The sequence below is a fragment of the Enterobacter sp. ECC-019 genome (assembly GCF_043974075.1).
Lineage (GTDB): Bacteria > Pseudomonadota > Gammaproteobacteria > Enterobacterales > Enterobacteriaceae > Enterobacter > Enterobacter asburiae_D.
Window position 1 is genome coordinate 1672603 of sequence record NZ_CP143759.1, and the last position, 19400, is coordinate 1692002.

The 19400-nt window shown below is 55.9% G+C and carries 21 protein-coding genes; 13 read left to right on the plus strand and 8 right to left on the minus strand.

Features of this window, described 5'->3' with window-relative positions; genetic code table 11:
* Nucleotides 1-11: 11 nt before the first annotated feature.
* A complete protein-coding gene (locus V1566_RS07790) occupies nt 12-614 on the minus strand; it encodes a peroxiredoxin (protein WP_014168840.1) in 603 nt (200 codons plus the stop codon).
* Nucleotides 615-741: 127 nt separating this feature from the next.
* Nucleotides 742-1323, minus strand: coding sequence for an ACP phosphodiesterase (gene acpH, locus V1566_RS07795; protein WP_024906800.1), 582 nt, complete (start codon nt 1321-1323; stop codon nt 742-744).
* Nucleotides 1324-1415: 92 nt separating this feature from the next.
* On the opposite strand from acpH, the gene queA reads away from it, so the two are divergent.
* From queA to V1566_RS07830, 7 genes are all read left to right on the plus strand, one after another.
* The gene (gene queA / locus V1566_RS07800; protein WP_395305520.1) at nt 1416-2486 is read left to right on the plus strand and encodes a tRNA preQ1(34) S-adenosylmethionine ribosyltransferase-isomerase QueA; all 1071 of its coding nucleotides are present in this window, start codon (nt 1416-1418) and stop codon (nt 2484-2486) included.
* 53 nt (nt 2487-2539) lie between these two features.
* Complete coding sequence (gene tgt / locus V1566_RS07805) at nt 2540-3667, plus strand: tRNA guanosine(34) transglycosylase Tgt (protein ID WP_003859110.1); 1128 nt, start codon at nt 2540-2542, stop codon at nt 3665-3667.
* A gap of 22 nt (nt 3668-3689) precedes the next feature.
* Nucleotides 3690-4022: a preprotein translocase subunit YajC gene (yajC, locus tag V1566_RS07810; protein ID WP_042320789.1), complete on the plus strand. Its 333-nt coding sequence runs from the start codon at nt 3690-3692 to the stop codon at nt 4020-4022.
* Between the two features lie 27 nt (nt 4023-4049).
* Nucleotides 4050-5897: a protein translocase subunit SecD gene (gene secD, locus V1566_RS07815; protein WP_072250572.1), complete on the plus strand. Its 1848-nt coding sequence runs from the start codon at nt 4050-4052 to the stop codon at nt 5895-5897.
* A 10-nt stretch (nt 5898-5907) separates the two neighbouring features.
* Nucleotides 5908-6879 (plus strand): protein translocase subunit SecF, encoded by a 972-nt coding sequence (secF, locus tag V1566_RS07820; protein WP_114977918.1) that lies wholly within the window; start codon nt 5908-5910, stop codon nt 6877-6879.
* Between the two features lie 142 nt (nt 6880-7021).
* A complete protein-coding gene (locus V1566_RS07825) occupies nt 7022-7387 on the plus strand; it encodes a VOC family protein (RefSeq protein WP_023310553.1) in 366 nt (121 codons plus the stop codon).
* A 14-nt stretch (nt 7388-7401) separates the two neighbouring features.
* The gene (locus V1566_RS07830; protein ID WP_395305521.1) at nt 7402-8082 is read left to right on the plus strand and encodes a helix-turn-helix transcriptional regulator; all 681 of its coding nucleotides are present in this window, start codon (nt 7402-7404) and stop codon (nt 8080-8082) included.
* Nucleotides 8083-8170: 88 nt separating this feature from the next.
* On the opposite strand, the gene V1566_RS07835 is transcribed toward V1566_RS07830, so the two are convergent.
* Nucleotides 8171-9034: a nucleoside-specific channel-forming protein Tsx gene (locus V1566_RS07835; RefSeq protein ID WP_024906806.1), complete on the minus strand. Its 864-nt coding sequence runs from the start codon at nt 9032-9034 to the stop codon at nt 8171-8173.
* 267 nt (nt 9035-9301) lie between these two features.
* On the minus strand, nt 9302-9841 hold the full coding sequence (locus V1566_RS07840) for a DUF3251 domain-containing protein (RefSeq protein WP_395305522.1): 540 nt from the start codon (nt 9839-9841) through the stop codon (nt 9302-9304).
* A 152-nt stretch (nt 9842-9993) separates the two neighbouring features.
* Between V1566_RS07840 and nrdR the strand changes: the two genes are divergently transcribed.
* From nrdR to thiL, 5 genes are all read left to right on the plus strand, one after another.
* Complete coding sequence (gene nrdR / locus V1566_RS07845; RefSeq protein ID WP_059306740.1) at nt 9994-10443, plus strand: transcriptional regulator NrdR; 450 nt, start codon at nt 9994-9996, stop codon at nt 10441-10443.
* Between the two features lie 4 nt (nt 10444-10447).
* Nucleotides 10448-11551, plus strand: a complete 1104-nt coding sequence (gene ribD, locus V1566_RS07850) for a bifunctional diaminohydroxyphosphoribosylaminopyrimidine deaminase/5-amino-6-(5-phosphoribosylamino)uracil reductase RibD (protein ID WP_395305523.1) — start codon at nt 10448-10450, stop codon at nt 11549-11551.
* Between the two features lie 87 nt (nt 11552-11638).
* Nucleotides 11639-12109 carry a 6,7-dimethyl-8-ribityllumazine synthase gene (gene ribE / locus V1566_RS07855; RefSeq protein ID WP_006176874.1) on the plus strand — a complete coding sequence of 157 codons (471 nt, stop codon included), beginning with the start codon at nt 11639-11641 and terminating at the stop codon, nt 12107-12109.
* A 21-nt stretch (nt 12110-12130) separates the two neighbouring features.
* Nucleotides 12131-12550: a transcription antitermination factor NusB gene (gene nusB / locus V1566_RS07860; protein ID WP_006809908.1), complete on the plus strand. Its 420-nt coding sequence runs from the start codon at nt 12131-12133 to the stop codon at nt 12548-12550.
* A gap of 76 nt (nt 12551-12626) precedes the next feature.
* Nucleotides 12627-13598, plus strand: a complete 972-nt coding sequence (gene thiL / locus V1566_RS07865; protein WP_395305524.1) for a thiamine-phosphate kinase — start codon at nt 12627-12629, stop codon at nt 13596-13598.
* Nucleotides 13599-13659: 61 nt separating this feature from the next.
* Here thiL and V1566_RS07870 read toward each other — a convergent pair whose 3' ends face one another.
* From V1566_RS07870 to xseB, 4 genes are all read right to left on the minus strand, one after another.
* Nucleotides 13660-14634, minus strand: coding sequence for an aldo/keto reductase (locus tag V1566_RS07870; RefSeq protein ID WP_395305525.1), 975 nt, complete (start codon nt 14632-14634; stop codon nt 13660-13662).
* A 65-nt stretch (nt 14635-14699) separates the two neighbouring features.
* Nucleotides 14700-16562 (minus strand): 1-deoxy-D-xylulose-5-phosphate synthase, encoded by a 1863-nt coding sequence (dxs, locus tag V1566_RS07875; RefSeq protein ID WP_395305526.1) that lies wholly within the window; start codon nt 16560-16562, stop codon nt 14700-14702.
* Nucleotides 16563-16586: 24 nt separating this feature from the next.
* A complete protein-coding gene (ispA, locus tag V1566_RS07880; protein ID WP_008503332.1) occupies nt 16587-17486 on the minus strand; it encodes a (2E,6E)-farnesyl diphosphate synthase in 900 nt (299 codons plus the stop codon).
* Nucleotides 17487-17729 carry an exodeoxyribonuclease VII small subunit gene (gene xseB, locus V1566_RS07885; RefSeq protein WP_008503331.1) on the minus strand — a complete coding sequence of 81 codons (243 nt, stop codon included), beginning with the start codon at nt 17727-17729 and terminating at the stop codon, nt 17487-17489.
* Between the two features lie 191 nt (nt 17730-17920).
* Here xseB and thiI point away from each other — a divergent pair, with 191 nt between their 5' ends.
* Nucleotides 17921-19369: a tRNA uracil 4-sulfurtransferase ThiI gene (thiI, locus tag V1566_RS07890; RefSeq protein WP_395305527.1), complete on the plus strand. Its 1449-nt coding sequence runs from the start codon at nt 17921-17923 to the stop codon at nt 19367-19369.
* Nucleotides 19370-19400 lie beyond the last annotated feature (31 nt).

Sequence of the window (19400 nt, forward strand, 5' to 3'; positions counted from 1 at the left end):
AACCGTGCCGATTACAGGCTGGATACGTTCTCAGACAGGTATTTAGCCACGCCGTCTGGAGACGCGTTCATGCCTTCTTTGCCTTTTTCCCACTGAGCCGGGCATACTTCGCCGTGCTCTTCGTGGAACTGCAGCGCGTCAACCATGCGCAGCATTTCGTCGATGTTACGACCCAGCGGCAGATCGTTCACAACCTGGTGACGAACGATGCCGTTTGCGTCGATCAGGAAGGAACCACGCAGCGCAACGCCAGCGTCCGGATGTTCGATACCGTAAGCCTGCTGGATTTCGCGTTTGATGTCCGCAACCATTGCGTATTTCACCGCACCGATGCCGCCTTTGTCGACAGGGGTGTTACGCCATGCGTTGTGTACAAATTCAGAGTCGAAGGAGACGCCAACAACTTCCACGCCACGCTTCTGGAATTCTTCATAACGTTTGTCGAATGCGATCAGCTCAGACGGGCAAACGAAAGTGAAGTCCATTGGCCAGAAGAACAGAACGGTCGCTTTACCGTTGGTGTGCTGTTTGAAGTTGAAGTTTTCAACGATTTCACCGTTGCCCAGAACTGCTGCAGCTGTAAAATCCGGAGCCGGACGAGTTACCAGAACCATATGATTCTCCTGTAGATACTAAGGTTATTTGGAACGCAACGCGAGCCAGTATAGAGAGTGTTCATGGATAAGACAAAGAGGTGGTGACAATCGTTCCGCCAGCTTTTACCTATCAATGTGAATTCTGTTACAGCTGTTTGTTTTTCGCCTGTGCCATCATGCGCGGATAAAACTGCCAGAAACGCGTTTCCAGCGCATCGTAATGCTCATCCAGGTCATACCAGGAGTCGCGCAGCGCATCCAGTCGCGGGCGACGGCTCGCCATCCCGTTCAGCACATTCTGGATGAAATCCATCTCGCGATAGCGCTCCAGCCAGCGTTCCGACCACAGATAGTTATTCAGATTCACAAAACGCGGCGGCGAGTCGGGCAGAATGATTGACACCTGCTGGTGGGCATAGCGCACAAACGCCGGCAAGGGCATCTCCGGCGACAGCTGTTCCCAGTGGCGCGACAGAAAGTGGTCCCACATTACGTCGAGCGTGATCGGCGCAACGCGGCGCGTTTCAGGGCGAAACCACGCTTTGGCTTCCGTCACTTCCGGCAGCTTATCTGTCAGCACGTCGATGCGGCGGTGCATAAAAATCCCGTCGACAACCTCAGGGGAATAGTCCTCAGCGGGGTTACCGCGTACGAAATCGGCCAGCAAATTGCCGGACAGGGAGCTGTCAGCGAGGTGAGCGAGATGCAGGTGAGCGAGAAAATTCATGCGTTTTATTTGTCCGGGGGCGGCTAGTTGTTGCAGCAAAAGGGTGTGAGCACTAGACTATGCCGCCTGTTTTTAAGTCACGAGTATACGTCATGCGCGTCGCCGATTTCTCCTTTGAACTACCTGAATCCCTGATTGCTCATTATCCCATGCCTGAGCGCAGCAGCTGTCGCTTACTGTCACTGGATGGGCCAACGGGCGAGCTGACGCACGGTACTTTCACCGATTTGCTCGACAAGCTCAACCCTGGCGATCTGCTGGTCTTTAACAATACCCGCGTGATCCCGGCGCGCCTGTTTGGCCGTAAAGCCAGCGGCGGCAAGATTGAAGTGCTGGTCGAACGTATGCTCGATGATAAACGTATTCTGGCACATATTCGCGCATCTAAGGCACCGAAGCCGGGCGCTGAACTGCTGCTGGGCGATGATGAGAGCATCAAAGCGACCATGACCGCGCGCCACGACGCGCTGTTTGAGGTGGCGTTCGACGACGATCGCACGGTGCTCGATATTCTGAACGCCATCGGCCACATGCCGCTGCCGCCGTATATTGAGCGTCCGGACGAAGAGGCCGACCGCGAGCTGTATCAGACCGTCTACAGCCAGAAGCCGGGTGCGGTCGCTGCGCCGACCGCGGGCCTGCATTTTGATGAGCCGCTGCTGGAAAAACTGCGTGCGAAGGGCGTGGAGATGGCGTTCGTGACGCTGCACGTCGGCGCGGGGACCTTCCAGCCGGTGCGCGTGGACAGTATTGAAGATCACATCATGCACTCTGAGTATGCCGAAGTACCGCAAGAGGTTGTAGATGCGGTACTGGCGGCAAAAGGCCGCGGTAGCCGCGTGATTGCTGTGGGCACAACTTCCGTGCGTTCGCTTGAGAGCGCCGCGCAGGCCGCGAAGAGCGATCTTATCGAGCCGTTCTTTGGCGATACGCAGATCTTTATCTACCCGGGCTATCAGTACAAAGTGATTGATGCGCTGGTGACCAACTTCCATCTGCCTGAATCGACGCTGATTATGCTGGTTTCCGCGTTTGCCGGTTATCAGCATACGATGAACGCCTACAAGTCTGCGGTAGAACAAAAATATCGCTTTTTTAGCTACGGGGACGCGATGTTTATCACGTACAATCCGCTGGCTTTGAATGAGCGTGTCGGGGAATAAGTCCGCGGCACCGTTTTACAACGTTGGACTGTTTTTCTGACGTCGGAGAAAAAATGAAATTTGAACTCGATACCACCGATGGCCGCGCGCGTCGCGGTCGCCTGGTGTTTGATCGCGGCGTGGTGGAAACCCCCGCGTTTATGCCTGTGGGCACGTACGGCACCGTAAAAGGGATGACGCCGGAAGAAGTCGAAGCCACTGGCGCGCAGATTATCCTCGGCAACACCTTCCACCTGTGGCTGCGTCCGGGTCAGGAGATCATGAAGCTCCACGGTGACCTGCACGATTTCATGCAGTGGAAAGGCCCAATCCTGACCGACTCCGGCGGCTTCCAGGTCTTCAGCCTGGGCGATATCCGCAAGATCACCGAGCAGGGCGTTCACTTCCGTAACCCGATCAACGGCGATCCGATTTTCCTCGATCCAGAAAAATCGATGGAGATTCAGTACGATCTCGGCTCCGACATCGTGATGATCTTCGACGAATGTACGCCGTATCCGGCCGACTGGGACTACGCCAAGCGCTCCATGGAAATGTCCCTGCGCTGGGCGAAGCGTAGCCGTGACCGTTTTGACTCCCTGCAGAACAAAAATGCGCTGTTCGGCATTATCCAGGGCAGCGTTTACGAAGATTTACGCGATATCTCTGTTAAAGGTCTGGTAGAGATAGGTTTTGATGGCTACGCTGTCGGCGGTTTGGCTGTGGGTGAGCCGAAGGAAGACATGCACCGCATTCTGGAGCATGTCTGCCCGCAAATCCCGGCGGATAAACCACGATACCTGATGGGCGTGGGTAAACCAGAAGATCTGGTTGAAGGCGTACGCCGCGGCATTGATATGTTCGACTGCGTCATGCCAACCCGCAACGCGCGTAACGGCCATTTGTTCGTTACCGATGGCGTGGTGAAAATCCGTAACGCGAAGCATAAGAGTGACACCAGCCCGCTCGATTCCGAGTGCGATTGCTATACCTGTCGCAATTATTCTCGCGCGTATCTGCATCATCTCGATCGTTGCAACGAGATTTTGGGCGCGCGTCTCAATACCATTCATAATCTTCGTTATTATCAGCGCTTAATGGCTGGTTTACGTAAGGCTATCGAAGAGGGTAAATTAGAGAGCTTCGTGACCGATTTCTACCAACGTCAGGGCCGGGATGTCCCACCTTTGAACGTTGATTAATTTTAATAATGAGGGAATTTGAATGAGCTTTTTTATTTCTGATGCGGTAGCAGCAACTGGCGCGCCTTCTCAGGGCAGCCCGATGTCTCTGATTCTGATGCTGGTTGTGTTCGGTCTGATCTTCTACTTCATGATCCTGCGTCCACAGCAGAAGCGCACCAAAGAGCACAAAAACCTGATGAACTCTATCGCGAAAGGCGATGAAGTGCTGACCAACGGTGGCCTGGTGGGTCGCGTGACCAAAGTAGCGGAAAGCGGCTACATTGCTATCGCCCTGAATGACACCACTGAAGTGGTTATCAAACGTGACTTCGTAGCTGCCGTTCTGCCGAAAGGCACCATGAAGGCGCTGTAATCCCAACTTTTCCCAAAGGGAACTGCCGTGTTAAACCGTTATCCTTTGTGGAAGTACATCATGCTGGTCGTCGTGATTATCGTCGGCCTGCTGTACGCGCTTCCCAACCTGTATGGTGAGGATCCGGCCGTTCAAATCACTGGCGCGCGCGGTGTCGCCGCCAGTGAGCAAACGCTGATCCAGGTCCAGAAAACGTTACAAGAAGAAAAAATTACCGCTAAGTCTGTGGCACTGGAAGAGGGCGCTATTCTTGCTCGCTTCGACACCACCGACACGCAGCTCCGCGCTCGTGAAGCGCTGATGGGCGTGCTGGGTGATAAATACGTCGTGGCGCTTAACCTTGCTCCTGCAACTCCGCGTTGGCTGGCTGCTCTGAATGCAGAGCCAATGAAACTGGGTCTTGACCTGCGTGGCGGCGTTCACTTCCTGATGGAAGTGGATATGGATACCGCGCTCGGCAAGCTGCAGGAACAGAATATCGACAGCCTGCGCAGCGATCTGCGTGAGAAAGGCATCGCCTATACCACCGTGCGTAAAGAAGATAACTACGGCTTGAGCATCACGTTCCGCGACAGCGCGGCACGCGACCAGGCTGTAACTTACCTGTCTCAGCGTCACCGCGATCTGGTGATTACCTCTCAGGGCAGCAACCAGCTGCGTGCGGTAATGACGGATGCACGTCTGAGCGAAGCGCGTGAATACGCCGTTCAGCAGAACATCAACATTCTGCGTAACCGTGTAAACCAGCTGGGCGTGGCTGAGCCGCTGGTACAGCGTCAGGGTGCTGACCGTATTGTGGTAGAACTGCCGGGTATCCAGGATACCGCACGTGCGAAAGAGATTCTGGGTGCAACCGCGACTCTGGAATTCCGTCTGGTTAACTCTAATGTCGATCAGTCCGCTGCTGCCGCAGGCCGTATTCCGGGTGACTCCGAAGTGAAACAGACCCGCGAAGGTCAGCCGGTTGTGCTGTACAAACGCGTGATCCTGACCGGTGACCATATCACCGACTCCACTTCCAGCCAGGACGAATACAACCAGCCGCAGGTTAACATCTCGCTCGACAGCGCGGGTGGTAACATCATGTCCAACTTCACCAAGGATAACATCGGCAAACCGATGGCGACCCTGTTCGTGGAGTACAAAGACAGCGGTAAGAAAGATGCAAACGGTCGTGCGGTACTGGTGAAAGAGGAAGAGGTGATTAACATCGCCAATATCCAGTCTCGTCTGGGTAACAGCTTCCGTATTACCGGTATTAACAACCCGAACGAAGCGCGCCAGCTCTCTCTGCTGCTGCGTGCCGGTGCGCTGATTGCGCCAATTCAGATTGTTGAAGAACGTACCATTGGTCCTACTCTGGGTATGCAAAACATCCAGCAAGGTCTGGAAGCGTGTCTGGCCGGTCTGGTTGTCTCCATACTCTTCATGATCTTCTTCTATAAGAAGTTTGGTCTGATTGCGACGTCTGCGCTGCTGGCTAACCTGGTGCTGATCATCGGCATCATGTCCCTGCTGCCGGGGGCGACGCTGACCATGCCGGGGATTGCGGGTATCGTTCTGACCCTTGCGGTGGCGGTCGACGCCAACGTACTGATAAACGAACGTATCAAAGAAGAGTTGAGCAACGGTCGCTCTGTGCAACAGGCGATTGAAGAAGGCTACAAAGGGGCGTTCAGCTCCATCTTCGATGCGAACGTAACAACACTGATTAAGGTTCTTATCCTGTATGCAGTGGGTACTGGCGCGATCAAAGGCTTTGCGATTACAACCGGTATCGGTGTTGCAACGTCGATGTTTACCGCTATTGTCGGCACCCGTGCCATCGTGAACCTGCTGTACGGCGGCAAGCGCGTCAAAAAGCTGTCTATCTGAGGAGTGCGTTGTGGCACAGGAATATACTGTTGAACAATTAAACCATGGCCGTAAAGTCTGGGACTTTATGCGCTGGGACTACTGGGCCTTCGGCATTTCAGGTTTTCTGCTGATTCTGTCCATCGTCATTATGGGCGTGAAAGGCTTTAACTGGGGTCTCGATTTTACCGGTGGTACGGTAATTGAAATCTCCCTGGAAAAACCGATCGATATGGACCAGATGCGCGAATCGCTGCAGAAAGCGGGCTTTGAAGAGCCGCTGCTGCAAAACTTCGGCAGCAGTCGCGATATCATGGTGCGTATGCCGCCGGTACACGATGCCAACGGCAGCCAGGAGCTGGGTAGCAAGGTTCTGAACGTCATTAATGAATCGACCAGCCAGAATGCGGCGGTGAAGCGTATTGAGTTCGTCGGCCCGAGTGTGGGCGCGGATCTGGCGCAAACCGGTGCGATGGCGCTGATGGTGGCGCTGATCTCCATCCTGATCTACGTTGGCTTCCGCTTCGAGTGGCGACTGGCGGCAGGTGTGGTTATCGCTCTTGCGCACGACGTGGTGATCACCATGGGCGTATTGTCGCTGTTCCACATTGAGATTGACCTGACGATTGTGGCATCCCTGATGTCCGTTATCGGTTACTCACTGAACGACAGTATCGTGGTATCTGACCGTATTCGTGAAAACTTCCGTAAGATCCGTCGCGGTACGCCGTACGAAATCTTTAACGTGTCGTTGACCCAGACGCTGCACCGTACCTTGATCACATCCGGAACGACCTTAATGGTTATCCTTATGCTCTATCTCTTCGGTGGCCCGGTACTGGAAGGCTTCTCGCTGACCATGCTGATTGGTGTCACCATCGGTACGGCGTCTTCTATCTACGTCGCGTCCGCACTGGCACTGAAACTCGGTATGAAGCGCGAGCACTTGCTCCAGCAGAAAGTCGAGAAAGAAGGGGCGGATCAGCCGTCCATTTTGCCGTAAGACGACGTTTAGCGCGTTATCGAAATCCCGGTCGGTTGACCGGGATTTTTTTTATCTGATCCTGACAAACACTCCTGACAGTATGCTGTCAGGAGCCCTGTCGTAGACTCCTTCTGAACCCAAACAACAGTCAGGAGGATGTATGAAAAGCGTAATTAACTGGTTTGAAATTCCGGTCGCGGATATGGATCGCGCTATCAAATTTTATGAGCCAGTGATGCAGCTCGCGCTGCGTCGCGAGAAAATGGACTGCGCGGAGCTGGCCGTTTTCCCGCATGAGGATCCGGGTACCGGCGGGGCGCTGGCAAAATTTGACGGCGTTACACCGTCTTTGCAGGGCGCTATTATTTACCTGCATACTGACAATCTGGCGGCCACGCTCGATCGCATCGCCTCTGCGGGCGGCGAGTGCGTGTTTGGCCCGCTGGAACTGCCGCATGGCATTGGCACTATCGCATTGTTTACCGACAGCGAGGGTAACCGCGTCGGCCTCCATCAACCTGCCTGAGAGCGGAATAAGAGATGACCCGACGCGCTGACCGTTTGTTTCAGATTGTGCAGATCCTGCGGGGCAGGCGTCTGACAACGGCAGCGCTTCTGGCGGACCGGCTTGGCGTGTCCGAGCGCACGGTCTACCGCGATATCCGCGACCTGTCGCTTTCCGGTGTGCCGGTGGAAGGTGAGGCAGGGAGCGGATATCGGCTGATGTCGGGTTTTGACCTGCCGCCACTGATGCTGACAAATAAGGAGTCAGAGGCACTGATCGTCGCGATTCGCCTGCTCAAAACCTGGGGAGGGGAATCGCTGTCGCGCGAGCTGGAGTCGGCTCAGGAGAAGGTGCTGGCTATCCTGCCAGAGGAGAGTCGTCGGAAGGCGGAGCAGACGCGGATCTACGCCCCGGATTTTTGCATGCAAAGCCACTCCCGCAGCGATTTTGACATGATTCATCAGGCAATTTCCGCCCAGCGCGTGCTGGCGCTGCATTACCGTGATGAAGCCGGGCAGCTCTCAAAGCGCGAGGTTCAGCCGCTGGGGCTGTTCTTCTGGGGGGAGCGCTGGCTGCTGGCGGCGTGGTGCGAACGGCGCGATGACTATCGCTGTTTCCGGCTTGACCGATGCCTCAATATTGTGCTGACGGAGAGGCGGTTTAGCGAGAGTGCGGACAGGTCTCTGGCAGATTTTTTGCGGAAGGTTAAGCAGTAAAAAGCCGGGTGGCGGCTACGCCTTACCCGGCCTACATTCGGATCGTAGGCCCGGTAAGCGTAGCGCCACCGGGCGAAACCCGCGCTGATTAGAAGTTATAACCTACAACCAAGTAGCCACCCCAACCTGTTGATTTAGAAGTGAAGTCACCCTCACCCCAGTTCACGGTATCTCCACCTTTCCACTGGCCGCCATTATGGAAATAACGCGCGACTACGGAATAGTGCCAGTGATCGTAGTTCAGAGCCAGAACGTGGCTGGACGCGATAGAGTTGCTGGTACGGTTCTTGTCATCACCCAGATCTGAGCCCCAGTCAAAGTTGGTGAAGCCGATGTAGGTCAGTTGGCCACCCCAAACCTGAGTGATTGGCACAAAGTATTTCACTTTGAAACGGTAGCCATCCCACTCGTTTTCGTTAGAAGCGCCATAGTTCTGCCACTGATATTTAGCATACACGTTCAGAGACAGGCCCATTGGCAGACCTGTATCGATGTCTGTACCCAGACCCATGTACCAGGTGCTCTGACGGCTGCCTTTGTTATCACCCATATCGTAGATATAGTTGTTCGCGAAGTACCACTCTTTGAATGGACCAAAGCTCAGGTCAGTGCCCGTCAGTTTATCGATAGAGAAACGCGGTTCGATTTCCATGAACAGCGGGGAACCGTCGGACCAGATACCTTTATCGTTACCGTTACCCCAGTCAAAGGTCTTAGGAATATCGATGTAGCCGTAGAAATCAAACCAGTCTTTTTTAGCAAACGCTTCGTATTCCAGATAAACGTCGTTGTTCAGCTTCGGAGAAAAGCGGGTGTGGTAGCTGCCGACGACGTTAACGCTCTGGTGCCACCAGTCGGAGAGGTATTGTGGTTTATCGTTTTCCGCTGCGTTAACAGTGAAAGAGGAAGAAAGTGCCAGTACAGCACCGGCTGCGAGTAATGTTTTTTTCATAATCATGCCACTGATTGAAATTCCCTTCCGGGAGTGAAAAATGCGCGAATTGCGTTTCAAAATATTTCGTGTTTCTGCGGTGCCTATTATAGGAATCCCTGCTCACAAAAATATGTGTTGTTTCACATATCTCTCATGCACGTAATCGATTGCGTTCACGTTTGCGTACTTTAAACGGCCGGGATTGTAGCGGCAATCATTTATGTTGCCAATCCATACGAAATGTAAATGTTAGCGGAGTGACATTGCACTCCGCTAAAAGAGGGGTTACTGCGCGGCGGGCTGGATATCGTGAATGCGGATAAAACCTAACTGCTCCGGAGTCAGTCCGTTAAGCTGCAGCGGAATGTCAACATCGCCTGGAGCCAGCACGCTGGCCGGTGCGGTGAAAAGCTGACTGTTAACATTCACCTCCTGGTAGCTCTCAGTGGTGCCCTGGATTTGCCCCCATTCGACGGTGCCGCTGAAGGCTGGCAGCGGATCGTTGGACTCGCCCTGGATGCGTAATGTTGCGCGAGTACCATTTGCATTCGCCGCCACGTTCACCAGCGACATTTTCAGCGTGCCAATTTGACTATTGAGCCGCGCAGGCGTATTCGCGCCCGGCAGGAGATAAACCCCGCTGCTGGATTTGGCATTCAGCGCGTTTTGTTGGGTGATCTTCACCGTTTCTTTGTTCAGCTTGTCCATCGCCGTATTGAGCGTATTCACGCTCTGTTTCATCTGACGGACTTCGGTTTGCTGTGCGCAGGCACTGAGAGTGAAGAGGCTCCCCACCAGTAAAATTCTCAGGTAACGTCTTGTCATTGCGTTTATTTCCTTGGAATAACGGATCCCCATAATGGTAGCCAGCAACGTGCCGCCTGACATAGATCCTTTGTCTCAAAAAGCTCTTCCTTTGTTGTCAGGCCAGATCAGGGTAAAATGAAAATCAGTTAACCGGATAACAGGGATACCGTATGCATTGCCCATTCTGCTCCGCTGTGGATACCAAAGTCATCGACTCTCGTCTCGTGGGCGAAGGGTCATCCGTACGCCGTCGTCGGCAGTGTCTGGTGTGCAACGAGCGTTTCACGACCTTTGAGGTTGCAGAGCTGGTAATGCCGCGCGTGGTAAAAAGTAACGACGTGCGCGAGCCGTTTAACGAAGAAAAACTGCGCAGCGGGATGCTGAAGGCCCTCGAAAAACGTCCCGTCAGCGCGGACGACGTTGAGATGGCGTTAAACCACATAAAATCTTACCTTCGTGGTTTGGGTGAGCGTGAAGTGCCAAGCAAAATGATCGGCAACCAGGTGATGGAGCAGCTGAAAAAGCTCGATAAGGTCGCCTATATCCGCTTCGCCTCTGTTTACCGCAGCTTCGAAGATATCAAAGAGTTTGGCGAAGAGATCGCCCGCTTACAGGATTAAGCTCATGCAGGATGAGATTTACATGGCGAGAGCCATGAAGCTGGCGCAGCGCGGTCGTTTTACCACCCATCCTAACCCGAACGTCGGGTGCGTTATCGTTAAAGATGGCAAGATCGTGGGGGAGGGGTTTCACTATCGAGCTGGCGAGCCGCATGCCGAGGTTCATGCGCTGCGCATGGCCGGTGAGAAAGCGCGCGGTGCCACAGCCTACGTCACGCTGGAGCCCTGCAGCCATCACGGGCGTACGCCGCCGTGCTGCGAAGCGCTGATCGCGGCGGGTGTTTCACGCGTGGTTGCATCGATGCAGGACCCGAATCCGCAGGTAGCCGGACGCGGTCTGTATCGTCTGCAGCAGGAAGGCATTGACGTCAGCCATGGCCTGATGATGCAGGACGCGGAAGCGCTCAACAAAGGCTTTCTGAAGCGCATGCGCACGGGGTTCCCGTATATTCAGCTCAAGCTGGGCGCCTCGCTGGACGGTCGTACGGCGATGGCAAACGGTGAAAGCCAGTGGGTAACCTCGCCACAGGCAAGGCGCGATGTGCAACGTCTGCGCGCGCAAAGCCATGCTATTCTCACCAGCAGTGAAACCGTTCTGGCTGACGATCCGGCTATGACCGTGCGCTGGGACGAACTGAATGCCGATACCCAGGCGCTTTACCCGCAGGAGAACCTGCGTCAGCCGCTGCGTATTGTCATTGATAGCCAGAATCGGGTGACGCCGGAGCACCGCATTGTCCAGCAGCCGGGTGAAACCTGGATTGCCCGCACCAAAGACGATACGCGCGAATGGCCGGAAGGCGTGCGCAGCATTATGGTGCCGGAGCATAACGGTCATCTGGATCTGGTGGTGCTGATGATGTTGCTCGGCAAGCAGCAGGTGAACAGCATCTGGGTCGAAGCGGGGCCAACGCTCGCCGGTGCGCTCTTACAGGCCGGGCTGGTGGATGAACTGATTGTTTACGTTGCGCCTAAACTGTTAGGTCACGACGCGCGCGGCCTGTTTGTGCTGCCCGGCCTTGAAAAACTGGCCGACGCACCGCAACTCAAATTTAGCGAGATTCGTCCGGTAGGTCCGGATGTCTGCCTCCACTTAACGACAGCGTAATTGCTCCCGAAATAGGGAAGCAGCGCGCAAAGTATTATGATAAAATCCGCCCCCCTGCGGGGCCAAATGAACCCGTAAAGGAAGAGTATGAACATTATTGAAGCTGCTGTAGCTACCCCGGACGCTCGCGTCGCCATCACCATTGCGCGTTTCAACAACTTCATCAACGACAGCCTGCTGGAAGGTGCGATTGACGCCCTGAAACGCATCGGCCAGGTTAAAGATGACAACATTACCGTTGTTTGGGTTCCAGGCGCTTACGAACTGCCACTGGCGGCGGGCGCGCTGGCGAAAACCGGTAAATACGACGCGGTGATTGCGCTGGGTACCGTTATTCGTGGTGGCACTGCGCACTTCGAATACGTTGCGGGCGGTGCAAGCAACGGTCTGGCACACGTTGCGCAGGATGCTGAAATTCCTGTCGCGTTCGGCGTGCTGACCACCGAAAGTATTGAACAAGCCATCGAACGTGCTGGCACTAAAGCCGGTAACAAAGGTGCAGAAGCTGCACTGACCGCGCTTGAAATGATCAATGTATTGAAAGCCATCAAGGCCTGATTTTTTTGTAAGGGGAATTCCGTGAAACCTGCTGCTCGTCGCCGCGCCCGTGAATGTGCCGTCCAGGCACTTTACTCCTGGCAGTTGTCCCAGAACGACATCGCTGATGTTGAATACCAGTTCCTGTCAGAACAGGACGTGAAAGACGTTGACGTTCTGTACTTCCGTGAACTGCTGTCGGGAGTGGCGACTAATAGCGCGTATCTCGATGGTCTGATGAAGCCTTACCTGTCCCGCCTGCTCGAAGAGCTGGGTCAGGTAGAAAAAGCAGTGTTGCGTATCGCGCTGTTTGAGCTGTCTAAACGTGATGATGTGCCGTACAAAGTGGCCATCAACGAAGCGATCGAACTGGCGAAAACCTTCGGCGCTGAAGACAGCCACAAGTTCGTAAACGGCGTACTTGATAAAGCAGCACCTGCGATCCGTCCCCACAAAAAGTGATCCGCAAACCGGAGTCCTGCGTTGCCTGACGGGCAGTGCGGCTCCGGTTTTTCTTTTATTTGCTGAGGCATAACGTATGGCATGCGGCGAATTCTCCCTGATTGCCCGTTATTTCGACCGTGTCAGAACCTCTCGTCTTGATGTTGAAACCGGCATTGGCGATGACTGTGCACTTCTCAATATTCCCGAAAAACAGACGCTGGCAATCAGCACCGACACCCTGGTGTGCGGACGTCATTTCTTGCCGGATATCGATCCTGCGGATCTGGCGTATAAAGCGCTGGCGGTTAACGTCAGCGATCTGGCGGCGATGGGCGCCGATCCCGCGTGGCTGACGCTGGCCCTGACCCTGCCAGAGGTGAATGAAGCCTGGCTGGAAGCCTTCAGCGATGCGCTGTTTGAGCAGCTCAACTACTACGATATGCAGCTGATTGGCGGTGATACCACCGCCGGGCCGCTGTCGATGACGCTGGCGATCCACGGCTATGTGCCGCTCGGCCGCGCGCTGAAGCGCTCGGGTGCAAAACCAGGCGACTGGATCTACGTGACCGGTACGCCGGGAGACAGCGCGGCAGGGCTGGCGATCCTTCAGAGCCGTTTAACGGTTGAAGAGGCTGACGATGCGGCGTATCTGGTGAAACGCCATCTGCGGCCAACGCCGCGTATTCTGCACGGCCAGGCGCTGCGCGAGCGGGCAAGCTCGGCTATCGATCTCTCTGACGGGCTGATCTCCGATCTCGGGCATATCCTGAAGGCCAGCGGCGTGGGTGCGCGCGTTGACCTGGATCTCTTCCCGCTGTCTGAGCAACTGCTTCGCCATGTGGAGCCTGAGCAGGCGCTGCGCTGGGCGCTGTCCGGGGGTGAAGACTACGAGCTGTGCTTCACGGTGCCTGAGCTCAACCGTGGAACGCTGGACGTGGCGTTAGCGCATCTCGGCGCGAAATTTACCTGCATCGGTCAGATCATGCCGGAGAGTGAAGGGCTGAAGTTTGTGAAAGACGGTGCGCCCGTTACGCTGGACTGGAAAGGGTACGATCACTTCGCGTAAGTTTGTGCGCTCTGTATTGCCGGGTGGCGGCTCTGCCTTACCCGGCCTACAAAAGATGGGCTTATTTAAATCCTACCACCGGATGCTGCTGATACGGCGTCTCCAGCTCGGCAATCTGCTCCGGCGTTAGCGTGATATCCACCGCATTCAGCAACTCATCCAGCTGTTCTTCCCGCGACGTTCCAATAATCGGCGACGCGACCCCGCGCTTGCCCAGCAGCCAGGCCAGCGCTACCTGGGCGCGGGTTGCCCCGGTATCGTCGGCAATTCCGGCTAAGCGTTCGGCAATTAGCGCATCGCTGGCTTCTGTACCGCCATAGAGATTTTTCCCCACTTCATCCGATACCAGGCGAGCCGTGGTTTCACCCCACGGGCGGGTCAGGCGGCCGCGCGCCAGCGGGCTCCACGGAATCACCGCCACGCCCTCCTGATGGCACAGCGGCAGCATCTCGCGCTCTTCTTCACGATAGATCAGATTGTAGTGATCCTGCATGGTGACAAAGCGCGCCCAGCCATGCTGCGCCTGGAGATCCAGCGCCTGGGCAAACTGCGACGCGTGCATAGACGATGCGCCGATGTAGCGTGCTTTACCGGCTTTGACCACGTCGTTCAGCGCTTCAAGCGTCTCCTCGACTGGCGTGTTGTAATCCCAGCGGTGAATTTGCAGCAGGTCGACGTAATCCATGTTCAGGCGTCTGAGGCTGTCATCAATGGAGCGCAGGATCTGCGCGCGAGAAAGGCCCTCAGCCAGGTCGCCCACCGGATAGTAGACCTTGGTGGCGACGACGATGTCATCACGACGGGCAAAATCGCGCAGGGCGCGACCGACAATCTCCTCGCTGCTGCCGTCGGAGTAGCTGTTGGCGGTGTCAAAGAAGTTAATGCCGCCCTCGATGGCGCGTTTGATAATCGGACGGCTGCTCTCTTCCGGCAGCGTCCAGGCGTGATTACCCCGATCGGGTTCGCCAAAGGTCATGCAGCCCAGACAAAGTCGGGAAACCTTAAGGCCCGTTTTTCCTAATGTTGTGTATTGCACGGTTCCGCTCCTGCTGTTTAAACACCAGGTTTAAGCATAGCAGGAGCGGAAAAGGGGGGAAGGGGTCAGTCCAGCCAGGCGCGGATTTTGGCTTCGATCCCGGCGGCGTCCAGGCCAATAGCCGCACGGGCTTCATCCTGGGTACCCTGAGGAATGAAATGATCCGGCAGGCCGAGGTTCAGCACCGGCACGGCTTTACGATTTGCCATCAGCACCTCGTTCACGCCGCTGCCCGCGCCGCCCATGATGGCGTTTTCTTCCAGCGTGACCAGCACGTCATGCGTCTCAGCCATACTCAGGATCAGAGAGTCGTCGAGCGGCTTCACAAAACGCATGTCCACCAGGGTCGCATTCAGCGCTTCAGCCGCTTTCGCCGCCTCTGGCATCAGCGTGCCGAAGTTCAGGATCGCCACTTTTTCACCGCGACGCTTCACCTGACCTTTACCGATCGGCAGTTTTTCCAGCGGCTGGAGCTCAACGCCTACCGCATTGCCGCGCGGGTAGCGAACGGCGCTTGGACCATCCTGATAGTGGTAGCCGGTAAACAACATCTGACGACATTCGTTCTCGTCGCTTGGCGTCATGACAACCATATCCGGAATACAGCGCAGGAACGACAGGTCAAACGCGCCCTGGTGCGTCTGGCCGTCGGCACCGACGATGCCCGCACGATCGATAGCAAACAGTACTGGCAGCTTCTGAATCGCCACGTCGTGGATCACCTGATCGTAGGCGCGTTGCAGGAAGGTGGAGTAGATAGCGACAACCGGCTTGTAGCCGCCAATCGCCAGGCCCGCTGCAAACGTCACCGCATGCTGCTCGGCAATGGCCACGTCAAAATACTGGTCAGGGTATTTTCTGGAGAACTCCACCATGCCGGAGCCTTCACGCATGGCCGGGGTGATCGCCATCAGCTTGTTGTCTTTCGCTGCGGTTTCGCACAGCCAGTCGCCGAAGATTTTTGAATAGCTCGGCATGCCGCCGCTGCTTTTTGGCAGACAGCCGCTCGACGGGTCAAATTTCGGTACCGCGTGGAAGGTGATCGGATCTTTTTCCGCCGGTTCGTAGCCACGCCCTTTTTTGGTCATGATGTGCAGGAACTGCGGGCCTTTCAGGTCGCGCATGTTCTTGAGCGTGGTCACCAGACCCAGCACGTCATGGCCGTCAACCGGTCCAATATAGTTAAAGCCCAGCTCTTCAAACAGGGTGCCCGGCACGACCATGCCTTTAATGTGTTCTTCGGTGCGCTTGAGCAGCTCTTTAATTGGCGGTACGCCGGAGAAGACTTTCTTGCCGCCTTCACGCAGCGAGGAGTAAAGCTTGCCGGAGAGCAGCTGGGCCAGATGGTTGTTCAGCGCGCCGACGTTCTCGGAGATCGACATTTCGTTATCGTTAAGGATAACCAGCATGTCCGGCTTGATATCGCCCGCATGGTTCATGGCTTCGAAGGCCATCCCGGCGGTGATGGCACCGTCGCCAATCACGCAGACGGTGCGGCGCTGCTTGTTCTCTTTTTCTGCGGCAACGGCAATACCGATGCCCGCGGAAATGGACGTTGAGGAGTGGCCGACGCTCAGTACGTCATACTCGCTCTCACCGCGCCACGGGAACGGGTGCAGGCCGCCTTTCTGACGAATGGTGCCAATTTTATCGCGACGTCCGGTCAGAATTTTGTGCGGATAAGCCTGGTGGCCCACGTCCCAGATGAGCTGATCGAACGGCGTGTTATAGACGTAATGCAGCGCCACGGTCAGCTCAACCGTGCCAAGCCCGGAGGCGAAATGGCCGCTGGAGCGGCTAACGCTGTCGAGCAGGTAGCGACGCAGCTCGTCGCACAGCTTCGGCAGGCTCTCTTTCGGCAACAGACGTAACTCCTGGGTGGAGTCAACTAACGCCAGTGTCGGGTATTTGGCAATATCAAAACTCATCAAAGGCTCATCGAGATATATAGTTTATTTATCACGCTGGATTATATAGTCCGCTAGCGCTTCCAGTGCCGAGGTATCCAGCGATTGCGCGGCCAGTTCATTTAGCGACTGGCGGGCATCGTCAATCAGATCCCGGGCTTTACGTTGGGCTTGCTCGAGGCCCAGCAGGGCGGGGTAGGTACTTTTGCCAAGCTGCTGGTCCGCACCCTGACGTTTTCCCAATGTTGCAGTATCGCCCACCACATCCAGAATGTCATCCTGAACCTGGAATGCCAGACCGATACTTTCTGCGTATCTGTCCAGAATCGGCAGGGCTTTGCGCCCTTGTTCACCCGCGCTCAGCGCGCCCAGGCGAACGGCGGAACGAATCAAGGCCCCTGTTTTATGGCGATGAATACGCTCCAGCTGTTCCAGATTAACCTGACGTCCTTCCGCTTCAAGATCCAGCGCCTGTCCGCCGCACATGCCGGCCACGCCGCTGGCCATTGCCAGCTCGGAGATCATCGCCAGGCGGTCGCGGTCAGCCACTTCCGCCATCGGCGCATCGCTCAGAATCGAGAACGCCAGCGTTTGCAGGGCATCCCCCGCCAGAATGGCATTCGCCTCGCCAAACTTGATATGGCAGGTGGGTTGACCCCGACGCAAATCGTCGTCGTCCATGGCAGGGAGATCGTCGTGGATCAGCGAGTAGGCATGGATGCACTCCACGGCGGCTGCCGGGGCGTCCAGCGTGTTATCGCTGATACCAAACATATTGCCTGTGGCGTACACCAGGAACGGGCGCAGGCGCTTTCCACCCAAGAGTGCGCCATAGTGCATGGCTTCAACCAGTGGAGTGTTCTGAAAAGGCTGTGGCGCAATAAAACGGCGCAGGGCGTCGTTGGCGCGTACGACACGCGCCTGAAGCTCATTGGCAAAATCCATTTACTCGGCGTCCGGTGTGAAAGGCGTAGTTTTCGCGTCTTCGCTGTCGGAAAGCAGGATTTGCACGCGCTGCTCGGCCTGCTGCAGTTTGACCTGCCCCTGGCGCGCCAGCTGTACGCCACGCTCGAATTCGTTGAGCGCCTCTTCCAGCGGGAGATCGCCGCTCTCAAGACGGGTAACGATTTGCTCCAGTTCACTCAGCGCAGTTTCGAAACTGGCCGGTGCATCGTTCTTCTTCGGCATAGTGAATTGACTCTTATATTCTCAGCCCCGACATGGTAACGGACTCAGGGCAATTATCAAATAACGCGCAATGTGCACAGGAGCGGCGCGATGGTGGTATACTTGCGCGCCTGGATGCAGCCACGGGTGTGGGCTGCTGTACTCTTTTCCATTACAAGCCTTAATACGCTTGCCTAAGAAACATTGCCGCCATGAAGTTTATCATTAAATTGTTCCCTGAAATCACCATCAAAAGCCAATCTGTGCGTTTGCGCTTTATTAAAATTCTCACCGGGAACATTCGTAACGTATTAAAGCACTACGACGAAACCCTCGCCGTGGTGCGCCACTGGGACCACGTTGAAGTGCGCGCCAAAGACGAAAACAAACGTCTTGATATTCGCGACGCGCTGACCCGTATTCCGGGGATCCACCATATCCTGGAAGTGGAAGATGTTCCGTTCAGCGATATGCACGACATCTTCGAGAAAGCGCTGGTCCAGTACCGCGACCAGATCGAAGGCAAAACCTTCTGCGTGCGCGTGAAGCGTCGCGGCAAGCATGAGTTCAGCTCCATTGAAGTGGAGCGTTACGTCGGCGGCGGTCTGAATCAGCACGTTGAAACGGCGCGCGTACGTCTGACCAACCCGGACGTGACCGTGAACCTGGAGATCGAGAACGATCGCCTGCTGCTGGTGAAAGGGCGCTATGAAGGTATCGGCGGCTTCCCGATTGGCACCCAGGAAGACGTATTGTCCCTGATCTCCGGCGGCTTCGACTCCGGCGTCTCCAGCTATATGCTGATGCGTCGCGGCTGCCGTGTGCACTACTGCTTCTTCAACCTGGGCGGCGCGGCGCACGAAATCGGCGTTCGTCAGGTCGCGCATTACCTGTGGAACCGCTTCGGCAGTTCCCACCGCGTGCGTTTCGTGGCGATCAACTTCGAACCCGTGGTTGGCGAAATCCTCGAAAAAGTGGATGACGGCCAGATGGGCGTGGTGCTGAAGCGCATGATGGTGCGCGCGGCGTCCAAAGTGGCTGAACGCTACGGCGTGCAGGCGCTGGTCACCGGCGAAGCGCTGGGCCAGGTCTCCAGCCAGACGCTGACCAACCTGCGTCTGATCGACAACGTGTCTGATACGCTGATCCTGCGTCCGCTGATCTCCCACGACAAAGAGCACATCATCGATCTGGCGCGTGAAATCGGCACCGAAGATTTTGCCCGCACCATGCCGGAATACTGCGGCGTGATCTCAAAAAGCCCAACGGTGAAAGCGGTGAAGGCGAAGATCGAAGCGGAAGAAGAGAACTTCGATTTTGCCATTCTGGACAAAGTGGTGGAGGAAGCCTCCAACATTGATATCCGCGAAATTGCCCAGCAGACCGAGCAGGAAGTCGTTGAAGTTGAAACCGTCAGCGGTTTTGGCGCTAACGATGCGATTCTGGATATCCGCTCCATTGACGAGCAGGATGATAAGCCGCTGAAGGTTGAAGGCGTCGACGTGGTTTCCCTGCCGTTCTATAAGCTGAGCACGAAATTTGGCGATCTCGACCAGAGCAAAACGTACCTGCTGTGGTGTGAGCGCGGGGTGATGAGCCGCCTGCAGGCGCTGTACCTGCGCGAGCAGGGCTTTGCGAATGTGAAAGTGTATCGCCCGTAGTTCATTGCCCGGTGGCGCTTCGCTTACCGGG